Here is a 13,591-nt window from a genome sequence, read left to right on the forward strand (position 1 = left end):
TCTCTTTTCGCGCGCCACTCACAGGCTAATCGCCGCGAACAGGAGCGCCAGCGCGCCGAACACCAACAGCATGAAGCCGCGTTCGAGGTCGTCGCCGCCGAGTTCGTCGTCCGGCGGGTCCTCGCGGGTCGGGTCGAGGACGAACTCCGGGTCGTCGGAGCGGGCGACCCGACGGGCGGCCGCGGCGCTCTTGAGCAGCCGGCCGCCGAGGGCGAAACAGCCCAGCCCCACGACGATGGCGACCACGGAAACCGGATTGACGTTCAGCATCGGCCGGCGACCGCGGTCATCGGTCGGTCGACCCGTCGGTCGCGGTCGTGGCGACGGTCGGCGGAGCGGTCGCGCCCGTCATCGCTCGGCTCGCATCGGTCACTCGTCGCCGTAGACCGCGTCGGGGTCGAAGACGCGCTCGCCGACGTTCTCGCCCTCGACGGTGCGGTAGAAACACGACCGGTGGCCGGTGTGGCACGCGCCGACGTTCTGGTCGACGAGGTACAGCAGGGTGTCGGCGTCGCAGTCGACGCGGACCTCCCGAATCTCCTGTGTGTGGCCGCTCGAAGCCCCTTTCTCCCAGAGTTCGTCGCGGCTCCGCGAGTAGTAGTGCGCCCGGCCCGTCTCGACGGTTCGGTCGAGCGCCTCGGGCGAGACGTACGCCAGCATGAGCACCTCTCCGGAGTCGGCGTCCTGCGCCACGGCGGGGACGAGGCCGTCCTCGCCGAAGTCGACATCGACGGTCATGATTCGGGTCACGCGGTGGCCGGGGTTATCTCTTGTGCGTCGCCGCGTGGAAACGACGCCCGACTCTCCCCCGCGTGCTCAGACGATACCGAGCGCGCCGAGGACGCCGAAGAGGATGTCGCCGTAGACGAACGCAACGACGAGACCGACGAACATGGGAACGAGAAACGGGATGCCCGGCGAAATCCACACCGACTCGCGAGTCGTCACGAGTTCCAGTCCGCCGCGGAGTTTCTCGGGCGAGGTGCCGTAGGCGGTGCCCTCGATGCTGTCGAGGAAGCGGGCCGCGCCCCACGGGTCGTCGAACGACGCGTCCGGGTCGGCTGCGGCGGTGTCGCCTCCAGCGCCGGCGTCCGTATCGCCGTCTACCGCATCCTCGTCGTCGAGGTCGGGCGACGTGCCGCCGTCGGTTGCCGCGCGGTGGACCGCGCCGTCCGTCGGGTCGAACGTCTCGCCGATGCTGTCGGGGTCGCGGAGGGCGTCCGGGTCCGAACGCAGGTCCGCGAGCGTGAGGCCGCGCCAGCGGAGGTACATCCGGAGCGCGTCGAGGTCCAGTCCGTTCCGCGTGATTCCCTCGGGCGACTCGAACAGGCGGCCGTGGGCCGCCGAGAGCGACCCCACGGAGACGCGGCGGCCGACGAACGAGATGGGGAACTCGAATTCGCCGTCGGCGAGGTTCCTGGCGGCGAGGAACAGCGGGTAGGCGAGGCCGACGATGACCGTGTTCGTGAGAATCGTCATCGAGAAGACGCCGAGGCGGGTGGCGGCGAGCGGGAACTCCGTCCCGGCGACGACGTAACTGGGGAACGTCGGGAGCAGGACGGCGAACACCATGAGCGCCTTCGCGTCCGCGCCGCCGAAGCCGCCGAGCCGCCAGAACAGGTACGAAAGCGGGACGACGAAACAGACGCTCACGCCGACGCGAATCAGGTACAGCCGGTCGAGCACCGTCTCCGGCGGCAGGTGGCCGAGGAGTTCCCACGCGAGCAGGACGAGCCCCAGCGCCGCGAGCGGATACCAGACGACGTTGGGGACGCGCCGCGTGCGGACGTCGCGTACCGCGGTCCACGCGAGGACGGGGAGCACCACCAACCGCAGGAGGTCGGGGAGCGTTCCGATACCGAACATACCCGCAGACTGGGGGCAGGGGAGTTAGGTGTTCGGGACGGGTATCAATCCTGAAACCGACCCCGGCGGCGGGTCAGAACAACGCGAGTTCGACGAAGCCGACGAGCCGAATCGAAAGCGAGAACAGTGCCATCGCGGCCGCGGGAACCCACGCCGACTTCGAGCGGCCGAAGCCGAGGGCGGCCACGCCGAACGCGAGCGCCCACAGGGCGTGTTCGACGCTGCCGGGAACGTCGGCGAAGACGGTTCCGAGCGCGGCCACGGCGAGCAGTCCGAAGGCGAACGCGGGAGCGAGCGTCGGGCGCGAGAGGGGTCGAATCGACCGCTCGACCGCGCTTCGATACGTCACGCCGACCGCGACACAGCCGCAGACGGCGGCGACGAGGAGAAGTGAGACGACGCCGACCCGCCAGGGTTTCGGGAAGACGACGAGCGTGAAGGCGGCGTCGCGGAGCACCGAACGAAAGAACGTCGCGAGCGCGGCCGTCGCAGCGACGGCGCGCGCGGACGAGAGTCCGACCCGCGACGAGACGAGGTCGAACACCGCCGCGACGAGAATCCCGAACCCGAGGCCGGCGAGTGCCGCGTCTTCGGCGGTCCGAACCGCCGCCGTCGCGACCGACGCTTCCGGGTGGTACGTCCACCCGAGGAGCGCGGCGAGCGAGGCGTCGAACCCGGCCGCGAAGAGAACGCTCGTCGCGACGACGGCGAGCGCGGGAGCGAGAACCGTCGCCGCCGCGTCGGCGAGTCGGGAGCGCCCGGGAAGCCCGAACGAGAGCGAGACGCCGCGATGGCGCGCGTAGACCAGCGTCGGAACCGCGAGGCCGGCGACGTTCGGCGACGCGAGCGTGCCGACTATCGGGACGCCGCGGAGCCTGAGCGCGACCCAGTAGCTGGCCGCGCTCGCCACCGTGAGACAGGCGAGAAAGAGCCCGAGTCGACCGAGTTCGGTCGCTTCGCTCGGGAGCGAATCGTCGGGGCGGAGTTCGCGGACGACGGTCGTGACTCTCGACACGGGTGGAGCGACCGGTCGGCGGGACAAATCGCTGTCGGCCTCTCGGCTCGGACGGGGGCGGAAACGGCGTACCCGTCGGTCACGGGTGCGACGCGTCGAAAGAAATGTTCGGGATAGCGCCTTAGATGACGCGGTTCTGCAGGTAGTCGAGGTGCTTCGCGTTGTAGACGATCTTGACCTCGTCCTCGACCGGCGAACCGATGCAGGTGAGACGGACGTTCTTGTCGTTGACCTCCTCGTCGGAGAGAATCTGCTGCATGTCCATCTCGATTTCGCCCTCCTTCAGGATGGACGCACAGTTCGCACAGGCACCTGCGCGGCAGCTGAAGGGCCAGTCGTAGCCCTGGGCCTCGGCGGCTTCCAGGATGTACTCGCCCTGGTTGACTTCCATCTCACCGTAGTCTTCGGCGTCGAGACCGGCGTCCGCGGCCTGCTCGAAGAGGTCGTCGTCGTCGAGGTCCCAGCCGTTGTCGTCGAGAACTTCGTAGTTGAGGTAGGTTACCGTGGGCATCGACAGAGGATTCGAAGGCCACCCCATTAGACTTTGCTGTTCCGTGCGCCGAATTCGACCCGCGCCGCGGCGGCGGCCGCCCGTTTGTTACATTGTTGACCGTGATAGTTCCGGATTGACGGACGCGGCGATTGAACGCTTCAGATAACGCCAGCGGAGAACAGCGCGTACGACGCGAGGGCCGAAAGCGAGGGCGTGAGCATCCAGAAGAAGATGACTCGCCCGGTCGTGCCGGGGTCGAACAGGTCCTGCGCGGAGAGTTCGTCGGGCGCTTCCTCGCCCATCTTCGGCACCTCGTCCTCGCGCTCGACGGTGAGTGCGTTGACCGATACCTGCGGGGCCTCGCCGCCGCTCAGGGCCTCGCCGAGAGTGACGGTTCGGGTCGCCCGTCCCCAGCCGAGGCCGACGATGCACATCGTCGCGCTCACGGCGAGGCTGGCGGGGATACCGATGGCCGACAGGAAGGAGATGAGCGACGCGCTCACCGTCTCGACGATGAGCGCCGCGAGGATGGGCAACTGCGTGAGGTCGTTGCCGACGGTGTCGAGCGTCCGACGGGCGATGGTGAACGCGCCGAGACCGATGGCGCCGCCGGCGACGAGGATGCCCGTGTTCATCTCGAGCGCGCCGTTGCCGACGAGCGGGGCGACCGCGTTGGCGACGTTCGACGCGCCCGCGGAGAACGCCATGTAACAGGCGACGACGACGACGAGGACGGTGCTTCCGAACTCGCGGTACGTCGTGTTCGGCCCGAGTCGCGGTCGCGGAACGCCGCCGTCGCGGTCGAGCCTGACGAGGGCACCGGGGCTCTGGTCGAGTTTGAGCCACGCGTCGAGATACGGGTAGATGTACCGCCCGATGACCGCGCAGATCCAGAAGGCGATGACGGGCGCGACGATCCACCACGAGATGATTTCGAGCATCACGCCGGAGTCGAGCGACCCGTTGGCGAGGCCGAGGCCCGCGATGGCCCCGACCGCCGTCATCGACGTGGAGGCGGGGACGCCGAAGGTGTTAGAGACCAACAGCGCGAGGCCGACGAAAAAGAGGACGGCGACGCTCGCCGCGAGGGTGAACTCGCTTTGCGGGACGATTTCGCCGCCCATCTTGGCGACGACCTCCCTCCCGAGCGTCCACCCGCCGAGGAGCGCGAACCCCGTCATCAGGGCCGCTGCGGCGAGTTTGCCGAGCACACCGCTCCCGACCGCGGGACCGAAGGCGACCCCCGTGGACGAGCCGCCGATGTTGAACCCGACGAACACTGCCACCAGGAGACCGACGAAGAGGAGTGCTTCTACCACGGAGGTACCTACTGGCGCGGGAATAAAAGGAACGGCGGTCGGTGGTCGGCCAGTCCGCCGACGCGGCGGCCGGAAACGACTCGCCCGAGGGGAGCGCCCTCAGTTCAGTTCGACGCGGCGCGAATCGCCTGGTCGAGGTCGTCGATGATGTCGTCGACGTCCTCGATGCCGACCGACAGGCGGACCATGTCGGGCGTGACGCCCGCGGCGGCCTGTTCGTCTTCCGTGAGCTGCTGGTGGGTGGTGGACGACGGGTGGATGACGAGCGTCTTCGCGTCGCCGACGTTGGCAAGGAGCGACGCGAGTTCGACGTTGTTGACGGTGCCCTTGGCCGCCTCGTAGCCGTCGGTGAGGCCGAAGGTAATCATGCCGCCGTAGCCGCCGTCGAGGTACTTCGAGGCCTCCTCGTGGGTCTCGTGGGATTCGAGGCCGGGGTAGTTCACCCACGACACCTTCTCGTGGTCGTCGAGGAACTCCGCGACAGCCTGCGCGTTCTCGCAGTGCGCGCGCATCCGAAGCGGGAGCGATTCGAGCTTTTCGAGCGTCTGCCACGCGTCGAACGGCGACTGGGAGTTGCCGAGGTCGCGCAGGCCGCGGGCGATACCGGCGTAGGTGAAGCCGGCGGGGCCGAACGTCTCGTCGAAGTTGACGCCGTGGTACGCCGGGTTCGGCTTCGCGATTTCGGGGTAGTCGTCGGCGTACTCGTCCCACGGGAAGGTGCCGCCGTCGATGAGGATGCCGCCGATGGTCGTTCCGGCCCCGTGAATCCACTTCGTCGTGGACTGCCAGACGAGGTCCGCGCCGTGCTCGATGGGGTTACAGAGGTACGGCGTGGCGAACGTGTTGTCCACGAACAGCGGCGTCCCGTGGTCGTGGGCGACCTCGGCGATGGCCTCGATGTCCGGCGTCACGAGCGCCGGGTTGCCGATGGTCTCGAGGTGGACGAACGCGGTGTCGTCGTCGATGGCTTCCTCGTAGGCGTCAACGTCGAGCGTGTCCACGAACCGGGTCGTGACGCCGCGGCGCTCGACGGTGTGGGTGAGGTAGGTGTAGGTCCCGCCGTACAGCGACGACGCGGAGACGATGTTGTCGCCGGCAGAGGCGAGCAGGAAGGTCGCGAGGTCGAACGCGGCCATCCCGGACGAGGTCGCGACCGCGCCCACGCCGCCTTCGAGCGACGCGAGGCGCTCCTGCAGCATCCCGACGGTCGGGTTCATCAGCCGCGAGTAGATGTGTCCCGGCTTTTCGAGGGCGAACTGCGCGGCGGCGTCGGCGGCGTCCTCGAAGACGTACGAGGTGGTCTGGTACAGCGGCGGGGCGCGCGCGCCCGTCGCGGAATCGGGGCTCTGTCCGGCGTGGAGACTCCGAGTGTGGAAGCCCGGACTGTCGTCGCTCATACCCGAACGTCGAATCGAACGGGGGTAAAGCGGGGTGTCGGTCGCAATTCCCGCCGGCTTCTGCGACGCGGGACCGACGCGAAAGAGGAAGACTGCCGGGCAGCAGGCGGGACGACGGCCGGACCGTCAGCGCGAGAACAAAGAGGAGTGAACCGGTGCGAAGTCCTTCTCCTCGTCGGGTTCGCCGCCGTCGGTCGCGGTGTCGGTCACGGCGCGGCCCGCGACGCCCTCGTCGACGAAGTCGCCGAGCGGCGGCCCGACCTTCTCGGGTTCGACGAGGAAGGCGTCGTGGCCGTGGTCGGACTCGACGACGTGGTGGGCGACCGGCGCGTCGACGCGGCGGAACGCGCCCGCCAGCGACTCCGACTGCTCGGTCGTGAAGTGCCAGTCGCCGGTGAAGGAGACGAGGAGCGACTCGCCCTCGAAGGCGGCGAGGGCGGCCGCGTCGGACTCGTAACCCTCCGAGAGGTCGAAGTCGTCCATGGCGCGCGTGAGGTACAGGTACGAGTTGGCGTCGAAGCGCTCGGCGAACTTCTCGGCCTGGTAGTCGAGGTAGGACTCGACCTCGCGGTACGGGAAGAACGCGGCCGCGGGGTCCGACGGGAAGGCGTCGCCGCGGTCGCCGCGGCCCGCGGAGCGCCGGCCGAACTTGCGCTCCATCGAGTCCTTCGAGAGGTACATCAGGTGGCCGAGTTGGCGGGCGAGTCCGAGGCCCGCGTCGGGCGAGGCGCGGTCCTCGCCGTAGTAGTCGCCGCCGTTCCAGTTCGGGTCCGAGGTGATGGCGCGGCGGGCGACGGCGTCGATGCCGAGGCACTGCGAATCGAGGCGGGCCGCCGAGGCGACGACGGCGAGGCGCTCCACGTCGTCGGGGAACTGCACGGCCCAGTCGAGGGCGTTCATGCCGCCGACGGAGCCGCCGACGACGGCGTGGAGGCGGCCGACGCCGAGGTGGTCGAGCAGGCGGCGCTGGGCGCGGGTCCAGTCGTGGACGGTGACCGGCGGGAAGTCCGTGCCCCACGGCTCGCCGTCGGGACCCTCGCTCGCCGGACCGCTCGTGCCGTAACACGACCCCGGGACGTTCACGCAGATGACGTAGTAGTCGTTGGTGTCGAGCGCCTTGCCCGGTCCGACGATGTCGCCCCACCACGCGCGGGCCTGCCCGGAGACGCCCGACTCGGTGCCGTGGCCGGCGACGTGCTGGCTCCCGGTGAGACCGTGACAGACGAGGACCGCGTTCTGCCCGTCGAACTCGCCGTAGGCCTCGTAGGCGACCTGCAGGTCGGGCAGTATCTCGCCCGACTCGAACTCGTGTTCGCCGATGTCGACCACGTCGGATTCGACCCGGCGACCGGGCGTGGTTCGCGTGCGGCTCATGGCTCCTCCGACCCCCCGTCGGCCTGCTGACGCAGGGCGTGTTCGATTGCCTGGTCGAGGTCGGCGATGATGTCGGCGGCGTCCTCGATGCCGACCGACAGTCGGAGCATGTCGGGCGCGACGCCCGCGGCGCGCTGTTCGTCCATCGAGAGCTGGGCGTGCGTGGTCGACGCGGGGTGGATGAGAAGCGTCTTCGCGTCGCCGATGTTGGCGAGGAAGCTCACGAGGTCGACCGACTCGCAGACGGTCTTGGCGGCTCCGTAGGCCGCCTCGTCGTCCGCGCCGTCGAGGCCGAAGGTGACCATGCCGGCGTAGCCGCCCTGCAGGTACTCCGAGGCGAGGTCGTGGGTCTCGTGGTCCTCGAAGCCGGGGTAGGTGACCCACGCGACGCCGTCGCGGTCGCGGAGGAACTCGGCGACCTGCCGGGCGTTCTCGCAGTGGGCGCGCATCCGGAGCGCGAGCGTCTCGACGCCCTGAAGCGTCTGCCAGGCGTCGAACGGCGACTGGCAACTACCGGTGCTCCGGACGGCGCGCTGGCGGACGGCCTCGGCGAAGGCGCGCTCGCCGAACCGCTCGACGAAATCGACGCCGAAGGCGGGGTTCTCGCCGGAGAGCTCGTCGTAGTCGGCCGCGTCCCACGGGAAGGTGCCGCCGTCGACGACGACGCCGCCGACGGTCGTGCCGGAGCCGTGGAGCCACTTCGTCGTCGACTCCCAGACGATGTCCGCGCCGTGTTCGATGGGGCGACAGAGCGCGGGCGTGGCGAACGTGTTGTCAACGACGAGCGGGACGCGGTTCTCGTGGGCGACCTCGGCGATGGCCTCGAAGTCCGGCGTCTTCAGCGAGGGGTTCGCCACCGTCTCGACGTGGACGAAGGCGGTGTCCTCGTCGATGGCGTCCTCGTAGGCGTCCACGTCGAGCGTCTCGACGGTCCGAGATTCGACGCCGCGCCTGACGGCGGTCTTCGAGAAGTACGAGGCCGTGCCGCCGTACATGTCCTCCGAGAGGACGACGTTGTCGCCGACCGACGCGAGGACGGTCGTGAGCGCGTCGAGCGCGCCCATCCCGGAGGCGGTGGCGACCGCGTCGACGCCCGATTCGAGGGCGGCGAGGCGGCGTTCGAGGATGCGGGTCGTCGGGTTGGAGATGCGGGAGTAGACGTCGCCGTCGGCTTCGAGGGCGTACAGGTCCGCGGCGTGGTCCGCGTCGTCGAAGACGTACGACGTGGTCTGATAGAGCGGCGGGGCGCGGGCCCCTGTCGCCGGGTCCGGGTCCTGTCCGGCGTGGAGGCCGAGCGTGCGGAAGCCTCGATTCATGTATGAGGTGCATAATCTTCGACAGAGGAATAACCGTCAGTTACGGCAAGCGTTGCCCGTGGTTGCGGTCGGGGAGCGGCGGCCGGTCCGGAGGAGAGCGCGGGGAAACGGGACAGTCCGCGTCGGAGAGTAACTTGCATACCTCGGCGGCGCGAGGGAGGATGTAACGCATGAAGTGTCTCCGGGCCCACTTCGACGCCGACGAGAACCCGTTCGGGAGCCCGTACGACGTGTTCGCGGTCGACGGCCGACACCCGCGCGGGGAGCTTCGCGACCTGCGGCTCCGGCCCGACGGAACCGTGGTCGAACTCTGCGTCCTCGAAGACGCGCCGCCGGACATCGAGGCGCGGCTGGCCGACCACCCCGATATCGTCGATTTCGACGCGGGCGAGACGGCCGACGGCGGCGTCGTCTGCCACGTTCATCTCGTCCCCGACGACGACGTGCGCCGCCTCCTCGAACTCGTGGACGAACACGACCTGCTTCTCGACACGCCGATTCGGCTCACCCGCGAGGGCGTCGTCGTCAACGTCCTCGGGAGCCACGCGCAGCTCTCGGGCGCGGTCGCGTCGCTGCCCGACTCGCTCACCGACGCGTTCTGCGTGGACGGCCTCTCGGACTACGAACCGGTCCGCGGCGGCGTCCGCGCGGACCTCACCACCCGCCAGCGCGAAGTCCTCGACGCCGCCGTCGAGCGCGGCTACTACGACATCCCGCGTCGGGTGTCGGTCGAGGAACTCGCCGCCGAACTCGGCTGCTCGCAGAGCACCGTCTCGGAACACCTCCGGAAGGTCGAATCGCGCGTGATGAACCGGCTCGGGTGACGGCCGCCGGCGTCGCGTCGCCGACTTGGTGGACCACGATATAAAGGGCCGGCCGGCATCGGCAGTAGCGCCATCCCGGTTCCGCCCGTAGCTTCATCCATGTCAGAAGCGACGCAAGGCGGTCGAGAACGACCGCCGAGTCCCCCGTCGAAGCCCGTGGTCCACCACACCCTTCGGTACGCGGACGACCCGCTCGCGTTCGTCACCGAGGTCGCCCGCGAGTACGGTCCGGTCGCCGAGTACGACATCGGCGGCATCTCGTTTTACCAGCTGAGCGACCCCGAACTCGTCGAGCACGTCCTCGTACAGGAGAACCAGCGGTATATCAAAGGCGAGCTGTTTCAGGAATCGCTCGGGACGGTCCTCGGCGACGGCCTGCTCACGAGCGAGGGCGAGTTCTGGCGGCAGCAGCGCCACCTGATGCAGCCGGCGTTCCTCCCGCAGATGCTCCGGCGCTACAGCGAGGTGATGGTCGACTACACGGAGCGCATGCTGTCGTCGTGGGAGGACGGCGAGACACGCGACATCCACGAGGACATGATGAGCCTCACCGTCGAAATCGCCGCGAAGACGCTGTTCGACGTGGACATCCGCGAGGAGGAGTCCGCCGTCGGCGACGCCCTCGAAACCGTCATGGACTACTCGTCGACCTCGATGAAGCGCCCGGTGGACGTGCCGCGGTGGGTCCCCACTCCGCGCAACCGTCGGTATCAGCAGGCGCTGGACGACCTCACCGAGGTCGTCGGCCGCATCGTGACCGAGCACCGCGACGACGACCCCGACCCCGAGGCCAACGACGTCGTCTCGCTCCTGTTGACGTTCCGCGACGACGACGGCGATTCCCTGTCGGACGAGCAGATACGCGACGAACTCGTGACCATCCTCCTCGCCGGCCACGAGACGACCGCGCTGGCGCTCACCTACACGCTCCACCTCCTCGGGACGAACCCCGAGCAGGCGTCGACGCTCCGCGAGGAGCTCGACGCCGTCCTCGACGGCGAGCGCCCCGGCTTCGGCGACCTCGACGATCTGACCTACACCGAGCAGGTCGTCAAGGAGGGGATGCGGGTCTATCCGCCGGTGTGGGAACTCATCCGCGAGGCCGCCGAACCCGACGCAGTCGGCGGCTACCGCGTCGAACCCGGACAGACCGTCTCGGTCCAGCAGTGGGTGCTCCACCGCGACCCGCGGTTCTACGACGACCCCCTCGACTTCCGGCCGAGCCGGTGGACGAAAGCGTTCGAGCGCGACCTCCCGAAGTACGCCTACTTCCCGTTCGGCGGCGGCCCGCGGCGGTGTATCGGCGACCGCTTCGCCATGCTGGAAGCGCGTCTCGCGCTGGCGACGATTGCCCGGTCGTGGACGGTCGACCCGACCCACGACCTGTCGTTCGACCCCTCGATTACGCTCCGACCCGAGGGGTCGGTCGAGATGGTCGTGAACCGCAGGTGAGCGGTCGGCGAGAGCCGAATCGTCGGCGCACAGTCTCATCCCCGGCTTCGCCTACCGTCGTCGCCAACACGCTTATTCCCCGAGACCGAAGACCGGTTTCATGGCCGGAGACTTCCTCCTCGTCGCCGCCGTCTTTCTCGCAGTCGGCCTCCCGGCGGCGGCGTTCCCCTACCGCGTGTCGAAACTCGGCGAGCGGGTCGACGCCATCGGGAGCAAGACCCCCAACGACGAGGTCGAACCCGCCGAGTGGAACGTGACGCTCACGCGGTTCGTCGGCGTCTTCATGTCCGCGCTCGGCGTCGCCTACCTGTTCGCGTGACGCGGCGCGGTTCGGGCGGGAGTCGTCGCGGCCGGAACGTCGCCGTTCGCCGTCACCCCGGAGCGTTTACCCGCCGTCCCGCCGACACCCGAACCAATGAGCGACGCCGACATCGACGCCGAGTCGAACCCGTACCTCCGCGACCCGCCGACCGAGTTCGAACCCGCCGAGTCGCTCTCGCGCGAAGCGGCCGAAGAACAGGCCGCGCTCCTCCGCGAAGCCGTCCGCGAGCACGACCACCGCTACTACGTCGAGGCCGACCCACTCGTCTCCGACGCGGCCTACGACGCGCTGTTCTCCCGCCTCGTCGCGCTCGAAGGCGCGTTCGACCTCGACACGACCAACAGCCCGACGAACCGCGTCGGCGGCGAGCCGATCGACGCGCTGGAGACGGTCGAACACGTCGCGCCAATGCTCTCTATCGACCAGAGCACCGAGGCCGACGACCTCCGGGAGTTCGACGAGCGCGTCCGCCGCGAGGTCGGCGCGGTCGACTACGTCTGCGAGCCCAAGTTCGACGGCCTCTCGGTCGAAGTCGTCTACGAGGGCGGCGAGTTCGCCCGCGCGGCCACCCGCGGTGACGGCCGACGCGGCGACGACGTGAGCGCGCAGGTGAAGACGATTCCGACCGTGCCGCTGTCGCTCCGCGGCGACCACCCCGACCGACTGGCCGTCCGCGGCGAGATTTACATGCCGAAGTCCGACTTCAGCGACCTCAACGCCCGGCGCGTCGAGGCCGGCGAGGACGCCTTCGCCAACCCCCGGAACGCGGCCGCCGGGACGCTCCGCAACCTCGACCCCTCGGTCGTCGCCGACAGGCCGCTCGCGGTCTTCTTCTACGACATCCTCGACGCGAGCGCGCGCCCCGACAGCCAGTGGGCGGCGCTCGACCGCCTGCGCGAGTGGGGCCTCCGCGTCGCCGACCGCGTCGAGCGCGCCGAAGACGTGGAGGGAGCCATCGACTACCGAAACCGGATGCAGGCGGCCCGCGACGACCTCGACTACGAAATCGATGGGACGGTCATCAAGGTGGACTCGCGGGAGGCCCGCGAGCGCTTGGGCGAAAAGAGTCGCTCGGTCCGCTGGGCGTTCGCCTACAAGTTCCCCGCGCGCCACGAGGTGACGACCGTCCGCGACATCGTCGTGCAGGTCGGACGAACGGGCCGACTCACGCCGGTCGCCATCCTCGACCCCGTCGACGTGGGCGGCGTCACCGTCTCGCGGGCGACGCTCCACAACCCCGACGAGATAGCCGACCTCGGCGTCGCGGTCGGCGACCGAGTCCGAGTCAAGCGCGCCGGCGACGTGATTCCGCAGGTGGTCGAAGTCACGGAGGACGGCGGCGGGAGCTACGAGTTCCCCGACCAGTGTCCGGTCTGCGGGAGCGCGGTGGACCGCGACGGCCCGCTGGCGTTCTGCTCGGGCGGGCTTTCGTGTCCGGCCCAACGGGAGGCCTCTATCGGCCACTTCGCGGTCAAGGGCGCGATGGACATCGACGGCCTCGGCGGGGAGCGCGTCTCCCAGCTCGTCGACGCCGGCCTCGTCGAGACGGTCGCCGACCTGTACGGCCTGACGGCCGACGACCTCGCCGAGTTAGAAGGGTGGGGCGAGACGAGCGCCGAGAACCTCGTGACCGCCGTCGAGAACTCGACGAACCCCGCTCTCGACTCGTTCCTCGTCGGCCTGAGCATCCCCGAGGTCGGAGAAGCGACCGCCCGCGGTCTCGCCCGCGAGTTCGGGTCAATCGAGGCGTTTCCCATCGAATCCGACGCCGACGAAGGCGAGTTCGACGCGTTCGAAGAGCGCCTGACGACGGTCCCCGACGTGGGCGAGACGGTCGCGCGCCGCGTCCGCGACTTCTTCGAGAACGCGGACAACCGCGCCGTGATTCGCGCGCTCCTCGACCGCGGCGTCGACCCCGAACCCGTCGAATCGGGCGGCGACGAACTCGACGGCCTGACGTTCGTCGTGACCGGGACGCTCGCCGCGAGCCGGGGCGACGTGAAGGACCTCGTCGAATCTCACGGTGGCAGCGTTACCGGCTCCGTCTCGGGCAACACCGACTACCTCGTCGTCGGCGAGAACCCCGGCCAGTCGAAGCGCGACGACGCCGACGCGAACGACGTACCGACGCTCACGGAAGCCGAGTTCAAGGACCTGCTCGCAGAGCGCGGCGTGGCGTACCCACCAGAATAGTCGACAGTCGGTGGGAGAGT

The 13,591-nt window shown here is 69.4% G+C and carries 13 protein-coding genes; 4 read left to right on the forward strand and 9 right to left on the reverse strand.

The features are described from left to right. Window positions 1–18: 18 nt before the first annotated feature. The 9 genes from C5C07_RS00265 to C5C07_RS00305 all read right to left on the reverse strand — a co-directional run bounded on the left by C5C07_RS00265 (window position 19) and on the right by C5C07_RS00305 (window position 8,780). Entirely contained in the window at window positions 19–270 is a 252-nt protein-coding gene (locus tag C5C07_RS00265; protein ID WP_004974117.1) for a hypothetical protein, read from the reverse strand. A 99-nt stretch (window positions 271–369) separates the two neighbouring features. Continuing rightward, on the reverse strand, window positions 370–738 hold the full coding sequence (gene hisI / locus C5C07_RS00270; RefSeq protein ID WP_050459858.1) for a phosphoribosyl-AMP cyclohydrolase: 369 nt from the start codon (window positions 736–738) through the stop codon (window positions 370–372). Between the two features lie 78 nt (window positions 739–816). Beyond that, window positions 817–1,866, reverse strand: coding sequence for an A24 family peptidase (locus C5C07_RS00275; RefSeq protein ID WP_115804345.1), 1,050 nt, complete (start codon window positions 1,864–1,866; stop codon window positions 817–819). Window positions 1,867–1,939: 73 nt separating this feature from the next. Continuing rightward, the gene (locus C5C07_RS00280) at window positions 1,940–2,881 is read right to left on the reverse strand and encodes a hypothetical protein (RefSeq protein WP_115804346.1); all 942 of its coding nucleotides are present in this window, start codon (window positions 2,879–2,881) and stop codon (window positions 1,940–1,942) included. 121 nt (window positions 2,882–3,002) lie between these two features. Beyond that, window positions 3,003–3,392: a ferredoxin Fer gene (fer, locus tag C5C07_RS00285; RefSeq protein WP_004974109.1), complete on the reverse strand. Its 390-nt coding sequence runs from the start codon at window positions 3,390–3,392 to the stop codon at window positions 3,003–3,005. Window positions 3,393–3,532: 140 nt separating this feature from the next. Further along, on the reverse strand, window positions 3,533–4,654 hold the full coding sequence (locus C5C07_RS00290; protein ID WP_193493500.1) for an inorganic phosphate transporter: 1,122 nt from the start codon (window positions 4,652–4,654) through the stop codon (window positions 3,533–3,535). Between the two features lie 143 nt (window positions 4,655–4,797). Beyond that, complete coding sequence (locus tag C5C07_RS00295) at window positions 4,798–6,090, reverse strand: O-acetylhomoserine aminocarboxypropyltransferase/cysteine synthase family protein (RefSeq protein ID WP_004974105.1); 1,293 nt, start codon at window positions 6,088–6,090, stop codon at window positions 4,798–4,800. 126 nt (window positions 6,091–6,216) lie between these two features. Beyond that, on the reverse strand, window positions 6,217–7,464 hold the full coding sequence (metX, locus tag C5C07_RS00300; RefSeq protein WP_004974103.1) for a homoserine O-acetyltransferase: 1,248 nt from the start codon (window positions 7,462–7,464) through the stop codon (window positions 6,217–6,219). Beyond that, the gene (locus C5C07_RS00305; protein WP_004974102.1) at window positions 7,461–8,780 is read right to left on the reverse strand and encodes an O-acetylhomoserine aminocarboxypropyltransferase/cysteine synthase family protein; all 1,320 of its coding nucleotides are present in this window, start codon (window positions 8,778–8,780) and stop codon (window positions 7,461–7,463) included. Before C5C07_RS00305 ends, metX begins: the two co-directional genes overlap by 4 nt. Before the next feature lie 170 nt (window positions 8,781–8,950). Here C5C07_RS00305 and C5C07_RS00310 point away from each other — a divergent pair, with 170 nt between their 5' ends. The 4 genes from C5C07_RS00310 to ligA all read left to right on the forward strand — a co-directional run bounded on the left by C5C07_RS00310 (window position 8,951) and on the right by ligA (window position 13,571). Then, a complete protein-coding gene (locus tag C5C07_RS00310) occupies window positions 8,951–9,604 on the forward strand; it encodes a helix-turn-helix domain-containing protein (RefSeq protein WP_115804347.1) in 654 nt (217 codons plus the stop codon). A gap of 99 nt (window positions 9,605–9,703) precedes the next feature. Continuing rightward, the gene (locus C5C07_RS00315) at window positions 9,704–11,056 is read left to right on the forward strand and encodes a cytochrome P450 (protein ID WP_049905029.1); all 1,353 of its coding nucleotides are present in this window, start codon (window positions 9,704–9,706) and stop codon (window positions 11,054–11,056) included. Between the two features lie 100 nt (window positions 11,057–11,156). Beyond that, window positions 11,157–11,375, forward strand: coding sequence for a hypothetical protein (locus C5C07_RS00320; protein WP_004974097.1), 219 nt, complete (start codon window positions 11,157–11,159; stop codon window positions 11,373–11,375). A gap of 96 nt (window positions 11,376–11,471) precedes the next feature. After that, window positions 11,472–13,571 (forward strand): NAD-dependent DNA ligase LigA, encoded by a 2,100-nt coding sequence (ligA, locus tag C5C07_RS00325; protein ID WP_004974095.1) that lies wholly within the window; start codon window positions 11,472–11,474, stop codon window positions 13,569–13,571. Window positions 13,572–13,591 lie beyond the last annotated feature (20 nt).

It is taken from the genome of Haloferax sp. Atlit-4N (genome assembly GCF_003383025.1).
Taxonomy (GTDB): domain Archaea; phylum Halobacteriota; class Halobacteria; order Halobacteriales; family Haloferacaceae; genus Haloferax; species Haloferax gibbonsii.

What these genes read in the sequence shown, in the direction of transcription:
- C5C07_RS00310 (WP_115804347.1), top strand. Translation starts at nt 8,951, where the DNA reads ATGAAGTGTCTCCGGGCCCACTTCGACGCCGACGAGAACCCGTTCGGG.
- metX (WP_004974103.1), bottom strand. Translation starts at nt 7,464, where the DNA reads ATGAGCCGCACGCGAACCACGCCCGGTCGCCGGGTCGAATCCGACGTG.
- ligA (WP_004974095.1), top strand. Translation starts at nt 11,472, where the DNA reads ATGAGCGACGCCGACATCGACGCCGAGTCGAACCCGTACCTCCGCGAC.
- C5C07_RS00295 (WP_004974105.1), bottom strand. Translation starts at nt 6,090, where the DNA reads ATGAGCGACGACAGTCCGGGCTTCCACACTCGGAGTCTCCACGCCGGA.
- C5C07_RS00265 (WP_004974117.1), bottom strand. Translation starts at nt 270, where the DNA reads ATGCTGAACGTCAATCCGGTTTCCGTGGTCGCCATCGTCGTGGGGCTG.
- hisI (WP_050459858.1), bottom strand. Translation starts at nt 738, where the DNA reads ATGACCGTCGATGTCGACTTCGGCGAGGACGGCCTCGTCCCCGCCGTG.
- C5C07_RS00305 (WP_004974102.1), bottom strand. Translation starts at nt 8,780, where the DNA reads ATGAATCGAGGCTTCCGCACGCTCGGCCTCCACGCCGGACAGGACCCG.
- C5C07_RS00275 (WP_115804345.1), bottom strand. Translation starts at nt 1,866, where the DNA reads ATGTTCGGTATCGGAACGCTCCCCGACCTCCTGCGGTTGGTGGTGCTC.
- C5C07_RS00315 (WP_049905029.1), top strand. Translation starts at nt 9,704, where the DNA reads ATGTCAGAAGCGACGCAAGGCGGTCGAGAACGACCGCCGAGTCCCCCG.
- fer (WP_004974109.1), bottom strand. Translation starts at nt 3,392, where the DNA reads ATGCCCACGGTAACCTACCTCAACTACGAAGTTCTCGACGACAACGGC.
- C5C07_RS00320 (WP_004974097.1), top strand. Translation starts at nt 11,157, where the DNA reads ATGGCCGGAGACTTCCTCCTCGTCGCCGCCGTCTTTCTCGCAGTCGGC.